The sequence below is a fragment of the Sphingomonas sp. SFZ2018-12 genome (assembly GCF_022496715.1).
In the GTDB taxonomy this organism is placed as follows: domain Bacteria; phylum Pseudomonadota; class Alphaproteobacteria; order Sphingomonadales; family Sphingomonadaceae; genus Sphingomonas.
The window spans coordinates 81,125-97,969 of the sequence record NZ_WTFM01000005.1 but is presented as its reverse complement, the minus strand read 5'-3'; the positions used below and the strand labels follow the sequence as shown (position 1 = coordinate 97,969).

Here is a 16,845-nt window from a genome sequence, read left to right as displayed (position 1 = left end):
CCAGCGGGTCCCAGGTCAGCAACGCGGTCCGCGCCCCGCTCGCGCTGACCAGCCGGTTCTCGACGTCGTAATTGTAGGTCGTGCTGACGTCGTTGGTCGGGTTGCCGCGACACGTGAAAAGGGCCCGGCAACACACATGGTCGCCCCGTGCCACTCCTCAATGCTCAGCAGAAGCGGTAGTGCCCCATAGAGGACACAGCTGGGCACTCAAATCACCGGAGAATTTCCATCAGTCGCGGCCATAAGAAAGACTTCGGCCTTTAGTTTGTGCTTCACTCCCAACGCCCGCTGACATTGCCGGTGTTCAGTTTCGCGCTTCGCGCAAGGCCTCCAACTCGGCCAGCCTGACAGGATCGTCTGCTGCCAACGCCTCTTCGAGATAGAAACTATGCGCGATGTTTCGCACGACCTCTTTGGCTTCGCCGCTATATTCTTCAGCGATAACTGCAAAAGCGTCAACTAATTCTCGAAGAAATCCCTTATCCATCTCGTCGAGTCGTGCGGCGAGATTTTCCATCATCTCAACAGATGTATCAAGATTTAGCTCGTCTTCATCAGTGAGCGATAGGAATATAACAAAATCGGCGACAATACGCGCAACTTGCTCAGCGATCATGGCTTGACAACCCTCACACGTATATTGGTTACGTTCATTCTCTTGAACAACTTTAGTGCCTTGATATTCTGGGTGGATGTCGGAACTTACCATATCCCAATAAGGCGATGCTGTGCCAATACGTCAGACTGCCGCAGCAGCTGATCGCGCGCATGTGGTGCATCGACCACTTTCAATTCCGATCGATGACATATTCGCCACGGAATCCATCGAACTTGACGGGCCGTTTCGAGCCGTCTTGCAATATCCGCGTCAGTGTCGGCGCTTGAACCGCACGATCAAGGAGACAACGGTCAAGCGTTACCATTACGACAGCCACGCACAGCTGACCGCGCACCTCCACGACTTCGTTAATGCCTACAATTATGGTCGTCGGCTCAAAACCCTGCGCGGCCTCACACCCTACGAATACATCTGCAAATGCTGAACATCCGAGCCCCAACGGTTCACGTCAAACCCGCACCACCAAATGCCGGGACCAAACACCTAGAACCAACGGTTTGGTGAAGTCCGGCTCGTCGTTGCTCTTCTGCACCTCGCCCTCTTCGAGCGGCGAAAGTGCGATATCGGCGATACGCCCGAGATGCACCTTGACGAACAGATCCTGCGGATCACGACCAGCCAGCAGCTGGTCCAGAACGCCCTTTTCGATTGCCATATCGATGGTCCTTTCCATTCCACTCCATCCTATGGCTTCTCGCACAAAATTCCTGACAGTCCCTGCGCGCCTCGCTCACGGCCGCGAACGCGAACTGGCCGACCCGGTCAATGTGCTCAACTATAAAACGCTGAGCGTCGTGATCAGCGCGGCGAGCCGATCTGTTCCATTATGACCTGGGTCAGAGCTGGTGCGTCTATGTCGCCGTGCGACGCGCCTTCGGTTGTCAATAGTCCCGCCCTGTAGCCGAGAGATTGAGCATATACCTGAAAATTCTGCGAATTTGCGAGAAGCGTGCGCTCGTCGCCCTTGTCGTGTACCAGTATAAAAATGGGTGCCTGCTTGGCAGGCGCGCGAACACCCCCATACCAGCGCGGAAAACCCCCTTCGGCCGAGCCGAACTCCGCGAGGTTGGGGTCCCGCCCCGCGGCAAGCACCTGAAGATCCAACGCTCCCGAAAGCAGCACCGCCGCCCTAAACAGGTCCGGCCGGCGCAGCGCCGCTTTAGCCGCGACGAATGCGCCCGCGCTCGCGCCCGATACGGTTACCAGCCCGCCTCCGCCAATACCACGGCGACGAACATCCTCCACCACGGCTAAAAGGTCGTCGACTGTGCGCGTTTTTAGGTTGCCTCGCCCCTGAGCTGCCCACGCCGCATCGCGCCCCCCGTCGCCGCGCAGCACAGGCACGATCACCACGCCCCCCTGCTCGATCCAAGCCTTCTCTAAGCTGTTGGTCAGCCACTCTCGAGCGGGCTCGCCATAAGCGCCATATGCCCTCACCAGCGCCCGCCCGCCCTGTGAAGGATCGCCCAGCACGGCGTAGCTGACGGTCTGACCATCTGGCGCACGCGCCTCGTGCCGGACAATGGCGGGCCCCCGGCGCTCTTGCGTTTGCGTCTTCGTTCCTGTGCTTGCTTGGTTTAAGGTAGGTGCGCGCTCACCACATGGCGCAAACGGGTCGGCGCCGGTCCGTTCGGACTCGAAGCGGATGACCCACTGCGCCAACTGGCCGTCAGGTCGCGCCACATTAAGTATGCCTTCCGCGCCGGCACCCGCCATTAGGCCGATGGCGGCAGCGTCATCACCTAACTCACGCACGGTGACGGCTGTTAAGTCACCACTTTGTCGACATAGCTCCACCAAACGCGTGTGGCCCGCTTGGTCGGCCACCGCGAGCGCGCGACCTCCGAAAAAGGCCAAGGAAGCCCCCACGTCGTTCAATTCGCGACGAGTATGTTGGGAGCGTAGCGGCGGACCATGGACGTCGGCGACGTACATCGGGCTCCAACCAGTCGTTCCGCCCAGTGCCGTCGTGAACGGAAGGTGGAGTAGCGATCCAGCCGGCAGAACTCGCCCGCTCCGGCTGCGAAGGTCCGCACGGGAGATCGCAAAAGCCGTCGTGCCGTGTGCAGTGACGAATCCGTCGGTTCCGAAACCCGCGAAGAGCGTTCGCCCTGTCACGTCGAGCAATGACAATTCTTTGTCGGCGACAAGTATGTGATGACCTCCGTCCATTTGCACAAACCAACCGCGTGGCAATTGTCCATCGTCGGTCATTCGGACGCGTCCGGCCACCGTCGGCGGCCCGCCCGCCTTGGTAACGTAGAGTCCGGACGGGAGATCACCCGGCTTGCGCTCGCTCAACGCCGTGGCCGACCATACCGCAATGCCGCCGGAAAAGCTGACAGCTTCAAGCGTTGCGTTCGTGATGCCGATTTCGGGCCAACCCGGTATCGAACGCCCAGTGGCGAGGTCGAGACTGCGCCACCGGGCGCGATCCGAGCCAGGCGGCGCGTAGCCGACAATGCAGCGGTCGACAGCCTTGCTGTCGCAAGTCAGGCGCTTGATGACCTGCGGCAAACCGTCCGGTGTGTCCGGTGTCGAGAAGACGACCTCCCCCGAGCGAGCGCCGTCGTGCCGTACTAACGTGTTTCCACTCCGCACCTCTAGGATCGACCCACCTACAGCAACGATGCGTGCATTAGCTTCGGCTCGGTTCGTCTCCGCATTTGTTTCGCTGTGCGCCCCAAATATGAAGAGAGCAGATAAAAAAGCGGTCAATGGACGCCGCCGAAAATATAACCACATCTTTAATCTCCAACGGCGCCCATGTCAGATTAGAACACTAAGCTATACTTAATAGCGACTGTCTGACCGGTGGTATCTACTCCGAATGCAATCTATTCGATACCATCGCTGATTCCGTATCGAGATTGGCGGTGCCTTCATCGAGGATGAGCATCTTGGGGTTTGGATAGAGCGCGCGCGCAAGCAGCACGCGCTGAAGCTGCCCTCCCGACAACACTGGCCCCATGTCGCCGACCAGCGTCTCATAGCCCATCGGCATGGCCTCGATCTCGGCATCAATCTGCGCCATTCTGGCGACCTCGCGCACACGCGCCATGTCGATATCGGGATCAAAGAACGCGATGTTCTCGGCCAGCGACCCGGGATAGAGCATGTCGCCTCGTGCGACCGAGCCGGTCGCGCGCCGATATTTGTCCTTGCGATACGAACCGATCGGCCGCTCGCCGAGACGCACCGCGCCGCTGCTCGGTTCGAACGGGCCCATCAGAACTTTCATCAACGTGGTCTTGCCGCCGACCGATGGACCGGTGATCGCGATGAACTCGCCCGGCTCGATCCGCAGGCTGACACCGTTCAGCACCATCGGTTCATTGGCGCCATAGCGGTAAAACACGCGGTCGAGAACCAACGGTTTGTTGAAGTCCGGCTCGTCGTTGCTCTTCTGCACCTCGCCCTCTTCGAGCGGCGAAAGTGCGATGTCGGCGAAACTTCCCAGCGAGAGCTTCCGTTCGATGCCGCAGCAGCGGTAGCGAAAACGCCAAAGCAGAGCTCCCGATGGCTGCACCAGCAAATACAAGCCATCGGTGTCAGCAACCTTATATGGGTATAGGCGCTCAGCCGGTTTGAGCGATCGAATCCGCATCACCGTAAGCATGGGGCCATGCCTCCTGCACCGTTCGTGGCCCCATGATTCGTGGCCCCTTTTAATTGGGCCACGGCGGAGCATAATGAGATTTCGCGAGACCGCCGAACGCCAATTTACCGCAGTTTTCTGCGGTTTTCTAGCCTTGTTCACGGTATGTGCTGGTGCCGCCTACAGGACTCGAACCTGTGACCCCCGCATTACGAATGCGATGCTCTACCAACTGAGCTAAGGCGGCGGCGGGGCGTGGACCCCGTCGGGACGCGGCGCATATCAGGCCATGGGCGGCCTGACAAGCATCGCCTCGCGCCCCTGCTTTAGCGCGAAGCCCTTTACGCAACGTTTACCACGCAGCGTGCAAAAGAGCGGCGACGGCGGCGCGTCGTCGCCCCAGGGGAGCCTTCAATGGATACCGTTCGCGGACTCGACGACCCAATCGAACACGGCCAGGACGAGCTGCTGGACGATCATGGTCAGGACAGTCCCGTCGACATCGGCAGCGACGAGCGGCGGATGCATGTCCGCGCCTATAATCACTGGGTGTCGCTGCTCAATGGGCGCCCCTTCCCGCTGATCAGCGATCTCGAGCCCGAGAATATCGCGGATTTCGGCCCGAACAGCGTGCTGATCGATTTCAGCCACGGCCTTGACGATCCGACCATCCAGTTCCTGGGTTCGCTGCTGCGCGAGGAGTGCGGCATCACCGGCGACCTTCAGCGCATCGTCGACGTGCCCAGCCGCTCGCTCCTGTCGCGGCTGACCGACCATTATCTCCAGATCATCGCGAATCGCGCGCCGATCGGCTTCGAAGCCGAATTCGTCAGCCAGCGCGGCTACAACACCTTTTATCGCGGCATCCTGATGCCCTTCTCGTCGACGGGCGAGGCGATCGATTTCATCTATGGCGTCATCAACTGGAAGGAAGTGCTGGACGACGCGGCGCAGGCGGTGATCCACGCCGCGCTCGATGCCGTCCGCCAGTCCGGGCCGCGCTCGAACATGTCCGCGCCGATCTGGGCCGACGGTCCGGGCGCCGGGCTGGGCGAAGATGCGGACGCGGATGAGGACGACGCGCTGCTGCTCGGCGCGGAACTCGAAGCCCCGTTCGAGGTCGCCGGGCTGGCCGACCAGCTGGTGCTGGCGCGCGAGACCGCGGAGCTGGCGCGCGTCGCCGATACCCGGTCGCGTGCCGCGCTGTACCGCGCGCTCGGCCGTGCGCACGATTTCGCGCTCGCCACGCTGGACAGCCCGGAGGATTATGCCGAGCTGCTCGCCGACGCCGGCATCACCGTCCAGGCGCGCGCGCCGATGACCGCGGTGGTCAAGCTGGTCTTCGGCGGGGATTACGACAAGGCGCGCGTCACCGAATTCGCCGCTGTCCTCGCCTATGCCCGGCGTACCGGGCTCGCCGCCGGCCAGCTGGTCGCCGCGATCGAGGCGATGCCGGGGGGGATGAAGGCGATGGTGCAGGCCGAGCGCGCGCACCGCCGCCCCGCCCCGCGTGCCGCCGCGGAGGCCGAGCTGATGACCGCGCTGCGCGCTCGCCCGACAATCGCCAGCGTGCCGATCGCCGCCGACGGCGCGGAATTCGTGCTGTTGCTCGCCCGCGCCAACGATGCGGGCGCGCTGGATGTGGTCGGGCGCGTCGATGCCGATGAAAAGCTGACGCGCCAGGCCGTCCGGCATCTTGCGGAATAACGCAGCAAGGCCGCGCATTCGCCGCGACTAAGGCTTGAGCCGCGCGCGGGGCGGGCGCATAGCCGCGCACATGACGACGACGATCGACGCGACGCTGGTCACCGAGCTTGCCGCCCGGCTGATCGAGGGAGCATTGCCGGGCGAGCTGGAGGGGTTCGACCCGGATGCACGACGGGAGGCCGCCGCCTTCATGGTGCTGGCCGCGCAATCCCGCCCACCCGGCGGATCGGGGATCGTCATCGAACCGTTGCGCAGCGACGGGCCGGCCAGGATGCGCCTTGCCGTCGTCAATGACGACATGCCGTTCCTGGTCGATTCGATCGCTGCCGCAATCGGCGCGCACGACATCGCGGTCGACCGGATCATCCACCCCGTGCTGCCGGTGCGGCGCGACGCCGACGGACGGTTGGTCGCGATCGACAGCGGCGGCGCCCCGGAATCGATGATCTATATCGAGATGGAGCGCGCCGAATCCCGCGTCCGTCGCCAGCTCCACGACGATATCGCGCGCGTGCTCGGCCATGTTCGCCACGCGGTCGGCGACTGGCCGGCATTGCAGGCGGCGATGCTGCACGATGCAAGCGCGTTGCGCGACCGTGAGGCCGCCGCGCTGCTCCACTGGTTCCTCGATCGCAACTTCACGCTGCTGGCGCACGAACGCTGGCATCCGGACGGAACGGCGTCGGGCCAGCTCGGCCTGGCGCGCGGCGAGCTCGACGTGCCGATCCTGGCCGAGCCGTCGCGCCAGCTGGCGCGCGAATGGTTTGCGGAGGGCGGGCGCGTGCCCCTGCTGCTCAAGTCCAACTGCATCTCGCCCGTGCATCGCCGCGCGCCGCTCGACCTGGTGCTGCTGCCGGTGCTGCGCGACGGCGCGGTCGAGGGCCTGTCGATCCATGCCGGGCTCTGGACGAGCGCCGCGCTCAATGCCGATCCGGAGGATGTACCACTCCTGCGCCGGCATCTGGAACGGCTGCAACAGAAGTTCGGTTTCGATCCGCGCGGTCACACCGGCAAGGCGATGGCGCACATGCTGAGCGCGCTGCCCCACGACCTGACCACCGCCTTCTCGCCCGAGGCGCTCGAGGACGTCACGCTGACCGCGATGTCGATCGCCGATCGCCCGCGGTCGAAGCTCGCGCTGGTGCGCAGCACGCTGGGGCGCCACCTGTTCGCCTTTGTCTGGCTGCCGCGCGACGAGCTGACCACCGCCCGGCGGGTGGCGATCGGCGACATGCTGGCGAGTGCCGCCAATGCGCATGTGCTCAACTGGACGATCAACCTCGACGACGGGGTCGCGGCGCTGATCCGCTATACGCTCGATTTGCGCGGCGAGGGGCGGATGCCCGACGCGGTTGCGCTCGATGCACGCATCCGCCGGATGGTACGCGGCTGGCGGCCGGCGGTGAGCGCGGCGCTCGAGGAACTGGTCGGGACGCGCGCGACCCGGCTGGCGTTGCGCTTCGCCAACTGCTTCCCCGCCAATTACCGCAACCTCCACACGCCTGAGGACGCGGCGCAGGACATCCTGCGCTTCGCCGCACTTCAGAGCGCGGAAGACCGATCGGTCCGGATCATCCCGGGCGACGACGCGGCCGGCGGGCCGCTGCGCATCAAGGTCTATTGCATCGGCGGCGCGCTGGCGCTGTCCGACGCGGTGCCGGTGTTCGAGAATTTCGGCTTCCGCGTGATCGAGGAAGTCCCGACCCGGCTTGCTGGTGATTCGGGCGCCTTCGTCCACGACTTCCTGGTCGAGCTGACCGGTGCGCACGATTCGCGCGCATTGCCCTTCGACGTCGGCGTGGTGGAGCGCGCCATCGCCGCCGTGCTGGAAGGGCGGGCGGAAAATGACGGTTTCAACCGGCTGGTGGTCGAAACCGGCATGGCCCCGCAGTCGGCGGTGCTGTTCCGCGCCTGGTTCCGATACCTGCGCCAGACCGGGATGAGCTATGGCCTGGTTACCGTCGTCGATGCGCTGCGCCGCGCGCCGCACATCGCCCAGGCGTTGATCGCGCGGTTCAACGCGCGGCACAATCCCGCCGCACGCGATGACGCTGCCGCAACCGCCGCCGACGAAGCCATCGCGCAGGGGCTGACCAAGGTTTCCGCGATCGACGATGACCGCATCATTCGCGCCTTCCGCGGCGTGATCGACGCGATGCTGCGCACCAATGCCTTCGCCCCTGCGGCCGAGGAAGCATTGGCGTTCAAGCTCGACAGCGCGCGGGTGCCGGGCCTGCCCCAGCCGCTGCCGTGGCGCGAGATCTGGGTCTATTCGCCGCGGATCGAGGGCATTCACCTGCGCGCGGGACCGGTGGCGCGCGGCGGCCTGCGCTGGTCCGACCGGCGCGACGATTTCCGCACCGAGATCCTCGGCCTGATGAAGGCGCAGCGGGTCAAGAACGCGGTCATCGTGCCGACGGGCGCCAAGGGCGGCTTCTACCCCAAGCTGCTCCCCTCCCCCGCCACCGACCGCGACGCCTGGCTGGCCGAGGGGACGGAGAGCTACCGCATCTTCATCCGCTCGCTGCTGTCGGTCACCGACAACATCGTCGGCGGCAACGTCGTCCATCCGGCCGGCATCGTCGTCCATGACGGCGAGGACCCCTATTTCGTCGTCGCCGCGGACAAGGGCACCGCGACGTTCAGCGACGTCGCCAACGCGCTCGCGATCGAGCGCGACTTCTGGCTGGGCGACGCCTTCGCCAGCGGCGGATCGGTCGGCTATGACCACAAGGCGATGGGCATCACCGCCAAGGGCGCGTGGATTTCCGTCCAGCGCCACTTCCTCGAATCCGGCATCGACGTCCAGACCCAGCCGGTGCGCGTCGCCGGGTGCGGCGACATGTCGGGCGACGTGTTCGGCAACGGCATGTTGCTGAGCCGGGCGATCAAGCTGGTCGCCGCGTTCGACCACCGCCATATCTTCCTCGATCCCGATCCCGATCCGGCGGCAAGCTGGGCCGAGCGTTCGCGCCTGTTCGCGCTGCCGCGGTCGAGCTGGGCGGACTATGATGCGTCGCTGATCTCCAAGGGCGGCGGCATCTTCGCGCGGAGTGAAAAGAGCATCGCGCTCAGCCCGGAGGTGCGCGCGGCGCTGGGCATCGAGGCCGAGGCGCTCGAACCCGCCGCGCTCATTTCCGCGATCCTGACCGCACCGGTCGACCTGATCTGGTTCGGCGGCATCGGCACCTATGTGAAGGCTGCCGCAGAGAGCAATTCGGACGTCGGCGATCCCGCCAACGACCGGCTGCGCGTCAATGCGGAGGCGATGCGCGCGAACGTGATCGGCGAAGGCGCCAATCTGGGCGTGACCCAGGCCGCGCGCATCGCCTTTGCCGCCCGCGGGGGCCGCATCAACACCGATTTCATCGACAATGCCGCCGGCGTCGATTGTTCGGACAACGAGGTCAACATCAAGATCGCGCTCAACCGCGAGATGATCGAGGGGCGGCTGGCGTTCGAGGACCGCAACGTGCTCCTCGCGTCGATGACCGACGATGTCGCGCATCTGGTGCTTGAGGATAACCGGCTGCAGACGCTGGCCCTGTCCTTCATGGAGGGCGACGGCCCGGTCGCGCTGCCCAGCTATGTCCGCGTCATCGAAATCCTCGAAGCCGGCGGACGGCTCGACCGCGCGGTCGAGGGACTGGGCACCAATGAGGAGCTGTTGCGCCGCGCGCAGGAGGGCAAGGGGCTGACCCGGCCGGAACTGGCCGTGCTGCTCGCCACCGCAAAGCTGGCGCTGCAGGACGCGATCGAAACCCAGGCGCTCGGCAGCGATCCCGAGTTGCTGGGCGACCTTCATGCCGCCTTCCCGCACGCGATGCGTGAACGCTTCGGTCCGGCGATCGAGGCGCACAGGCTGCGCGGCGAAATCGTCGCGACCAAGCTTGCCAACCGGATCATCAATCGGCTGGGGGTGCTTCACCCGTTCGAGCTTGCCGAGGAGGAAGGCGCGTCGCTGGGCGACATCGCGGCGATGTTCGTCGTCGCCGAACGCCTGTTCGGGCTGCCCGAATTGTGGCGCGAGATCGAGACGGCATCGATCAGCGAGGCCGCGCGCCTTGCCCTGTTCGGCGAAGCCGCGGTCGCAATGCGGTCGCAGATGGCGGACCTGTTGCGCGTTTGCCCGCCGGGCACGGGGCCGGGCGCAGTCATTGCGCGCCTCGAACCCGGCATCGCCAATCTCGACCGGCGCACGCGCGAGCTGCTGCTGACCGAAGCGCAGCTGCAAAGCGACCGCATCGCGCAGCGCCTTCAGGAAACCGGCGCGCCGGCCGATCTGGTGCGCAAGGTGGTGCGGATCTTCGAGCTCGACGGCGCGGTCGGTCTTGCCGACCTCGGCGAACGTTCGGGTCTGGACGAAGCGGTCCTGACCCGCGCCTTCACTGGACTGGGCAACGCGCTTGGCCTCGACTGGGCACAGGCGACGGCGGCGCGGATCAACACCGGCGATCCGTGGGAACGGCTGTTGATTGCGGGATTGGCGCGCGATTTCCAGCAGCTGCGGCTCGACTGGCTGGCGCGCAATGCCGGCGGCGACCCGCAGGCAGCGGTCGAGGCCTGGGTCACGGCGAACCAGCCGCGTATCGACCAGTTCGTCGCGCTCATCGCCCGCGCGCGTCGTACCCAGGTGCCGGGCGCCGCGATGCTCGCCCAGATCGCGGGCCAGGCCCGCGTGCTGCTGGGGCGCGGCGGCTAGAGCCGCCGCGCGCCCGGTTCTCGGCTTAGATTACTTCGTCGATGCTGAGCGCGAACGGCTTGCCCTGCAGCGTGCGACCCGAGCCATATTGGAAAGGCTGGCGGGTGCGATCGTCGGGGCCGTCATGCGGCCATTGCTCGACCACCCAGCTGTCGAGCCGGCCCGGCTGATAGCGCGCGGGATAGTTGTCGATCCAGATGCCGTAGACGTGCACCGTCTTGCCCTCGTAATCGAGGACGGTCATGCCCTGGGAGCCGAGCGCGAGGTCGCGGCCGGCACCGCCGAACCCGGCCTGGTTGCCGGCGATCGTCAGGAACACCGGGTCTTTCAACCGCCGGTCGCGCAGCACCGCATAACGATCGCCCCGATAGCTATAGACGCCGATTTCGCGCGTGCCACGACTGACGATATAAAGATCGTCGGTGCGGACGGCGCCGGCAATCGGCGTCGTGACCTGGACCGGGTTACGGCCTACTCGCCATTCGCGCACCGCCATCGTCGGCATCTGCGACGCCCGCGCCGGATCGATCAGCGACGCGACGTCGTATTGTCGCACCGTCCCGTCCATCGACGCGATGGTCACCAGTGTCGACAGATAATTCCAGCTGAGCCGGTCCCAGCCGGACAGGGTGTTGGTACCTGTGCGGATCTGTCGCGCGTAGACCGCGGTGGGCTGTGCCACGTCCAGCGTGCCCAGCACCACCGGCCGCTGTTCCGGCCGGGTCGCAAAGCCATAGGGCCATTGGTCGTCGCGCGCGCCCTGATTGGAGTTAGCGGTCTCGTTCCAACGTGCCTGGGTCGTCAGATACTGGTCGCGATAGAAGCGCAGCAGCGGGCGCAGGTCGACGATCGCCACCTTGTTCTCCGCACGTGAGCCGACAACCGCATAGCCCGCCGACGCCAGCAGCTTCCAATATTCGGTCTGGGGAATAAACGCGTCGAACGCGAGGTTGCTGCGCGCGAACCAGCGATCGCGCTCCGCCTGGGTATTCAGGCCCCGGCCGCGCCAATCCTCGAAGCCGCGAAACTTCATTGTGCCGGTTGAAAGCGCCATGGCCACCGTGTTGGGTGCCGCCATCGGCAAGTCGACAAAGCCGAGCAGCTTCAGCCCACGCACACCCGGCCAGCTTTGCACGCCCCAGCCATGACGGCCAGTGTCGGTGTTGCCGATATTGGCGGGATCGTCCGCGCCCACGGCGATGACGCCCAACTGACCCTTGCGCGCGGCGGCGTCCCACACGGTCACCAGCAGAAACTCATTCATCGCGGACAGGGCAAGTGCGGTCGGCACCTTTCCGGCCGGCAGACGGATCGCGGTTTCGCAGGGCGTGCCAGTCGCAAAACCATTGCAATACTGGTCGTTGCCGGTGCCGGCGGCGGCGATCACCCCGTTCTGGAACGCAAGGAACCCGGTGATCGATGTCTGAATCTCGCCACGCGTCGCGGCGATAGCGGGCAGGGGCAGCGTAGGGTCCTGCTCCCGCAACCGCGCAACCGCGGGCGTCGTTGGCGTGGAGACGTTGTTGCGGTTCCACCAGTCGCCATACCAGGATGCGTTCATGCGCATGCACAGCGCCTGGGTCGAACCGTCGCTGGCGCGTGCGGCACGGGCACCGTCAAAGGCACGGGCGTTGGCGACGCCGGCGCGCAGGTTCGCGGGCGCGTCGGTATCGGGTGAAAACAGCATCTGGCCCGACATGATCCAGCCGCCACCGCCGCCAAAGCCATTGCCATAACCGTCCGGCGCATCGCTTTGGATCAGCCGGTCCGACGTCTGGCAGAAGCGGTCCGCGAGCGTGCGGTTCAGCCCGCCCTTCCACAAACCGTTCGGCTCGGGCTGGTAGATCGTGTTGGCGGGCTCGGCCTCGCCATAGTCGACCGCGCTCGGCCCCAGCCGGTATCGCACCATTTCCGCCGTGTGGTAATTGGCGGCAACCCGGCCATATTCGGTCCAGTTGATGCTGCCATCGGCATTCAGGATCAGTTCGCGCCACTGCCCGATCTGACTTGGGCTTTGGCCGGTTGCCGCGGGCGTTGGCGTAGGGCTGGGGGTTGGCGCCGGGGCAACCGCAACGCCGCCGGCACTTGTGCCTTCACCGCCGCCGCCGCCGCCGCCGCCTCCGCCGCATGCGCTCAACGCGCCCAGCGTCGCGACCGCAGCCCACCGTCGCGAACGCACGGCCACGATGGCCACCAATCCTGGCATCGATCTACTCCCCGACTCCCATATTCGCGAAGCGATGCCACGCCGGTCGTTAACGCGCTGTAGTGGTCGCTACGATAATCGCAATATCGAGAAAGCCAGCAGATAGATCGTGTGAAGCGCGCGCCGGATGGTTAGGACTATCGAGCCGACAGCGCCGCTGAATGCCCATGCAGCCAGCTACGGATCGCGCTCGCCAGGTTGGGCGGATCATTCGCCTGAATACGCAGCGCATCGATTTCAGCGATCAGTGCATTGAGCGGCAGCGCGCGCACGGCGGCGGCGTGTTCCAGCGCGTCCCAGAACAAGGGTTCGAGCGCGATCGACGTTTCATGCCCGGCAATGGTGACCGATCGCTTGACCGCGGGACGAAACCCGCCGGGCGGCGGCTGGATCGCGCCAGTCACGCGATCAATCGGTATCGAACAGGCTGGCGAGCTGTTCGACCATCGTACCCGCTAGCTGTTCGGCATCCATGATTGTCACCGCTTTGGAATACCAGCGGGTCACGTCGTGGCCAATTCCGATCGCCACCAGCTCCACGGGCGAGCGCCCTTCGATCCAGCCGATCACCTGGCGCAGATGGCGTTCCAGATAGCTGCCCGAATTGACCGACAGCGTGCTGTCGTCGACCGGCGCACCGTCCGAAATCACCATCAGGATCTTGCGATCCTCCGCCCGGGCGATCAGACGGGCGTGCGCCCAGAGCAGCGCCTCGCCATCGATATTTTCCTTGAGCAGCCCCTCGCGCATCATCAGCCCGAGCGACTTCTTGGCGCGCCGCCACGGCTCGTCGGCCTGCTTGTAGACGATGTGGCGAATGTCGTTCAGCCGCCCCGGCTGTGGCGGACGTCCGGCCGCCAGCCATGCCTCGCGCGCCTGCCCGCCCTTCCACGCGCGCGTGGTGAAGCCCAGGATCTCGGTCTTGACCCCCACCCGCTCCAGCGTGCGCGCCAGGATGTCGGCGCTGATCGCCGCGATGCTGATCGGCCGGCCGCGCATCGATCCCGAATTGTCGATCAACAATGTGACGACCGTGTCCTTGAACTCGGTATCGCGCTCGATCTTGTAGCTCAACGACTGCATCGGGTTGACCACCACCCGCGCCAGCCGCGCCGCGTCGAGCAGCCCTTCGTCTTGGTCGAAGTCCCAGCTGCGGTTCTGCTGCGCCATCAATCGGCGCTGCAGCCGGTTGGCGAGCTTGGTCACCGCGCCCTGCAGATGGACGAGCTGCTGGTCGAGATAGGCGCGCAGCCGGCTCAGCTCCTCCTCGTCGCACAGCTCGGTCGCGGCGACGACTTCGTCGAAACGGGTGGTGAAGGGCCGGTATTCGAATTGCGGCGGCAGGTCGGACCACGGCCGGTTGGGCCGCACCGGCATCATCCCCTCTTCGCCTTCGTCCCCCGGCTCGCCCTCGGCATCGTCCATGCCGTCTTGTTGCTGCTCGGCGGTTTCGCCGTCCTGATCCTCGCCCGATTGCTGTTCGGGGCGCTGCTCGAACTCGCCCTGCCCCTCGGCCCCCGAATCCTGGTCCTGTTCGGCCTCGTCGGTGTCGTCGCCTTCCTCGCCGCCCTCCTGGTCGTCGCCCTGGTCCTCGGCATCGTCGGGCTTCAGCTCGCCCTCGGTCAGCTCCAGGTCTTCGAGCAATTGCCCGATCAGCTTGGCGAACATCGCCTGGTCGTCGATCGCCAGCGCCAGCGCATCCAGGTCCGCCGCGCCCTTGCCCTCGATCCACTCGTCGACCAGCGCCATGCCGGGCACCGCGGCGATGGGGGGCAGCTTGCCGGTCAGCCGATGGCGGACCTTCAGCCCGATCGCGGTCGACAGCGGCACCTCGTCGCGGCTGCGCGCGCGGGCGATCGGGTCCGATTTCAGCCGCATGGCCAGCGCCTGGTCGAGATTTTCCGAAACGCCCGCATAGCCGCGCGATCCCAGCGCCTCGACCCGCGCGGTCTCCACCGCATCGAACACCGCGCGCGCGACAGCCTCCTTCGGCGCGCCGCGCGCATGAAGCGCGGCGTCGTGGTGGCGAAGGCGCAGCGCAAAGCTGTCCGCGAACCCGCGCGCCTCGGCGACCTGATCGGCGGGCAGTTGCCGCGCCGGCATCGGCACGCGCAGATTGCGCCCCGACTGGCTCGGCGCGTCGGCGGTAAAGGCCAGCTCGACCTCCGCATCGCGCGCAATCGCCCGCGCAGTGCCGGTCAGCACCGATTTGAAGTCATCGAGCTGGGTTTTCTGCGACATTACCAAAGCACCTTGCAGCCGAGCGCCGCGATCTGCGGGTCACGGGTGATGACGGTCAGCCCCTCGATCTGGCCCTGCGCCGCAATCATTCGATCAAACGGATCACGATGCCGCCCCGGCAGCAAACCTGCCAGCCGGGCATGATCGTAACGAAGGGGAAGATGCACGAAACGGTCCTCCTGTGTCGCCGTCTCGAATTGCTCCAGCGTGTCGATCATCGACCGCAACTGTCCGGCCTGAACCTTCAATGCAATCTCGTAGGCCGAAATCGCGCTGACGAGAATGTCTTCGTCGCGTGACTCGATCAGTGCCCGCGCGCGCGACGACAACATGGGATCTTCGAGCCACCACCAGATCAGCGCGTGCGTATCGAGGAGGAACCGCAACGCTCACGCGTCCCCGAGCTTGCGTTCGAACCCGTCCAGCTCCTCGTCGGTAAAGGTCGGCTCGAACCAGATGTCGCTGGGCACATCCTTCAGCAGATGCCGGAAGCGACCGGGTTTACGGGGCGGATGCCGCTCAGGCTCGAGCGGCATGAGCCGCGCATAGGGCTTGCCCGCCTTGGCGATGATGATTTCCTCGCCCGCATTGGCGCGATCGATCAGGCGCGACAGGTTCGTCTTCGCGTCGTGCACATTGTAGATCTTGTGCGGATCGGCTTCGGACATACGGCACCTCTTACTCAGTGGACTAAGTTAGTCCAGTCAGGCTCCGCGCTCAACCCTTCCCCACCACGCTCTCCGGCAAATCCTTGCCGAACACGCGCTGATAATATTCGGCCACCAGCGCGCGCTCGGCCTCGTCGCACTTGTTGAGGAAGCTCAGCCGGAAGGCGAAGCCGATGTCGCCGAAGATGAGCGTGTTCTGCGCCCAGGTGATGACGGTGCGCGGGCTCATCACGGTCGAGATGTCGCCGTTGATGAAGCCGCGACGCGTCAGATCGGCGACGCGGACCATGTTCTGCACCGTCTCCTTGCCGCCGGGCTTGTCATATTCGCCCGACTTGGCGAGCACGATCTGCGCTTCGGTGGCGGCGGGCAGGTAATTGAGCGTGACCACGATGTTCCAGCGGTCCATCTGGCCCTGGTTGATCTGTTGCGTGCCGTGATACAGCCCGCTGGTGTCGCCGAGGCCCACCGTATTGGCGGTGGCGAACAGGCGGAACCACGGATTGGGCCGGATCACCCGATTCTGGTCGAGCAGGGTCAGCTTGCCCTCGGTTTCCAGCACGCGCTGGATCACGAACATCACGTCGGGCCGGCCGGCATCATATTCGTCGAAGACGAGCGCGGTCGGGGTCTGCAGCGCCCAGGGCAACAGGCCCTCGCGGAACTCGGTGATCTGCTGGCCGTCCTTGAGCACGATCGCGTCGCGACCGATCAGGTCGATGCGGCTGATATGCGCGTCCAGGTTGATGCGGATGCACGGCCAGTTCAACCGCGCTGCGACCTGTTCGATGTGCGACGACTTGCCGGTTCCGTGATAGCCCTGGATCATCACGCGGCGGTTGTGGGCAAAGCCCGCCAGCACCGCCAGCGTCGTGTCGGGATCGAACACATAAGCGGGGTCGAGGTCGGGCACGCGCTCGTCCGCTTCGCTGAACGCCGGCACTTCCATGTCGGTGTCGATGCCGAACAGGTCGCGCGCCTTCACCATCTTGTCGGGCGCGTCGAGCACCGTGGTGGCGCGGCTGTCGGGCTGGGTATTGGGAATCGTCGACATGGGAGTTTCCTGATGGGCGGTCTGATGCCGGGCTATGGCTGCAGGTAGCC

The 16,845-nt window shown here is 65.4% G+C and carries 12 protein-coding genes, 1 tRNA gene and 1 pseudogene; 3 read left to right on the top strand and 11 right to left on the bottom strand.

Annotated elements, in window-relative coordinates; all coding sequences use genetic code 11:
* Positions 1-304: 304 nt before the first annotated feature.
* On the bottom strand, positions 305-616 hold the full coding sequence (locus GO308_RS15805; RefSeq protein WP_240886119.1) for a hypothetical protein: 312 nt from the start codon (positions 614-616) through the stop codon (positions 305-307).
* Between the two features lie 262 nt (positions 617-878).
* Between GO308_RS15805 and GO308_RS15800 the strand changes: the two are divergent.
* Positions 879-1,106: pseudogene (locus tag GO308_RS15800) on the top strand (IS3 family transposase); the annotation flags it as partial.
* On the opposite strand, the gene GO308_RS15795 reads toward GO308_RS15800, so the two are convergent.
* The 4 genes from GO308_RS15795 to GO308_RS15780 all read right to left on the bottom strand — a co-directional run bounded on the left by GO308_RS15795 (position 1,068) and on the right by GO308_RS15780 (position 4,464).
* Positions 1,068-1,274, bottom strand: a complete 207-nt coding sequence (locus GO308_RS15795; RefSeq protein ID WP_197417206.1) for a hypothetical protein — start codon at positions 1,272-1,274, stop codon at positions 1,068-1,070. The pseudogene GO308_RS15800 and the gene GO308_RS15795 sit on opposite strands and share 39 nt — an antisense overlap.
* 143 nt (positions 1,275-1,417) lie before the next feature.
* Entirely contained in the window at positions 1,418-3,364 is a 1,947-nt protein-coding gene (locus tag GO308_RS15790; RefSeq protein ID WP_240886118.1) for a prolyl oligopeptidase family serine peptidase, read from the bottom strand.
* Positions 3,365-3,440: 76 nt separating this feature from the next.
* Positions 3,441-4,238: an ATP-binding cassette domain-containing protein gene (locus GO308_RS15785; RefSeq protein ID WP_240886117.1), complete on the bottom strand. Its 798-nt coding sequence runs from the start codon at positions 4,236-4,238 to the stop codon at positions 3,441-3,443.
* A 150-nt stretch (positions 4,239-4,388) separates the two neighbouring features.
* Positions 4,389-4,464 (bottom strand) — tRNA-Thr (locus GO308_RS15780).
* 167 nt (positions 4,465-4,631) lie between these two features.
* Between GO308_RS15780 and GO308_RS15775 the strand changes: the two genes are divergently transcribed.
* Together GO308_RS15775 and GO308_RS15770 are read left to right on the top strand one after the other, a co-directional pair.
* Complete coding sequence (locus GO308_RS15775) at positions 4,632-5,924, top strand: hypothetical protein (protein WP_240886116.1); 1,293 nt, start codon at positions 4,632-4,634, stop codon at positions 5,922-5,924.
* Positions 5,925-5,994: 70 nt separating this feature from the next.
* Complete coding sequence (locus GO308_RS15770) at positions 5,995-10,626, top strand: NAD-glutamate dehydrogenase domain-containing protein (protein ID WP_240886115.1); 4,632 nt, start codon at positions 5,995-5,997, stop codon at positions 10,624-10,626.
* Between the two features lie 25 nt (positions 10,627-10,651).
* On the opposite strand, the gene GO308_RS15765 is transcribed toward GO308_RS15770, so the two are convergent.
* The 6 genes from GO308_RS15765 to cobS form a co-directional block, all read right to left on the bottom strand.
* On the bottom strand, positions 10,652-12,832 hold the full coding sequence (locus GO308_RS15765) for a hypothetical protein (protein ID WP_240886114.1): 2,181 nt from the start codon (positions 12,830-12,832) through the stop codon (positions 10,652-10,654).
* 137 nt (positions 12,833-12,969) lie between these two features.
* Entirely contained in the window at positions 12,970-13,236 is a 267-nt protein-coding gene (locus tag GO308_RS15760; protein WP_197417205.1) for a ribbon-helix-helix domain-containing protein, read from the bottom strand.
* 4 nt (positions 13,237-13,240) lie between these two features.
* A complete protein-coding gene (gene cobT, locus GO308_RS15755; protein ID WP_240886113.1) occupies positions 13,241-15,073 on the bottom strand; it encodes a cobaltochelatase subunit CobT in 1,833 nt (610 codons plus the stop codon).
* Positions 15,073-15,459: a type II toxin-antitoxin system VapC family toxin gene (locus GO308_RS15750; RefSeq protein ID WP_276616616.1), complete on the bottom strand. Its 387-nt coding sequence runs from the start codon at positions 15,457-15,459 to the stop codon at positions 15,073-15,075. The genes cobT and GO308_RS15750 overlap by 1 nt, the downstream gene beginning before the upstream one ends.
* 3 nt (positions 15,460-15,462) lie before the next feature.
* On the bottom strand, positions 15,463-15,741 hold the full coding sequence (locus GO308_RS15745) for a type II toxin-antitoxin system prevent-host-death family antitoxin (RefSeq protein WP_066478793.1): 279 nt from the start codon (positions 15,739-15,741) through the stop codon (positions 15,463-15,465).
* Positions 15,742-15,790: 49 nt separating this feature from the next.
* Entirely contained in the window at positions 15,791-16,795 is a 1,005-nt protein-coding gene (gene cobS / locus GO308_RS15740; RefSeq protein WP_240886111.1) for a cobaltochelatase subunit CobS, read from the bottom strand.
* Between the last annotated feature and the right edge of the window lie 50 nt (positions 16,796-16,845).

Bases quoted from the DNA above. Each gene is read 5' to 3' on its own strand.
- GO308_RS15805 (WP_240886119.1), bottom strand. From the start codon at position 616: ATGATCGCTGAGCAAGTTGCGCGTATTGTCGCCGATTTTGTTATATTC.
- cobS (WP_240886111.1), bottom strand. From the start codon at position 16,795: ATGTCGACGATTCCCAATACCCAGCCCGACAGCCGCGCCACCACGGTG.
- GO308_RS15795 (WP_197417206.1), bottom strand. From the start codon at position 1,274: ATGGCAATCGAAAAGGGCGTTCTGGACCAGCTGCTGGCTGGTCGTGAT.
- GO308_RS15765 (WP_240886114.1), bottom strand. From the start codon at position 12,832: ATGCCAGGATTGGTGGCCATCGTGGCCGTGCGTTCGCGACGGTGGGCT.
- GO308_RS15745 (WP_066478793.1), bottom strand. From the start codon at position 15,741: ATGTCCGAAGCCGATCCGCACAAGATCTACAATGTGCACGACGCGAAG.
- cobT (WP_240886113.1), bottom strand. From the start codon at position 15,073: ATGTCGCAGAAAACCCAGCTCGATGACTTCAAATCGGTGCTGACCGGC.
- GO308_RS15770 (WP_240886115.1), top strand. From the start codon at position 5,995: ATGACGACGACGATCGACGCGACGCTGGTCACCGAGCTTGCCGCCCGG.
- GO308_RS15790 (WP_240886118.1), bottom strand. From the start codon at position 3,364: ATGTGGTTATATTTTCGGCGGCGTCCATTGACCGCTTTTTTATCTGCT.
- GO308_RS15785 (WP_240886117.1), bottom strand. From the start codon at position 4,238: ATGCTTACGGTGATGCGGATTCGATCGCTCAAACCGGCTGAGCGCCTA.
- GO308_RS15775 (WP_240886116.1), top strand. From the start codon at position 4,632: ATGGATACCGTTCGCGGACTCGACGACCCAATCGAACACGGCCAGGAC.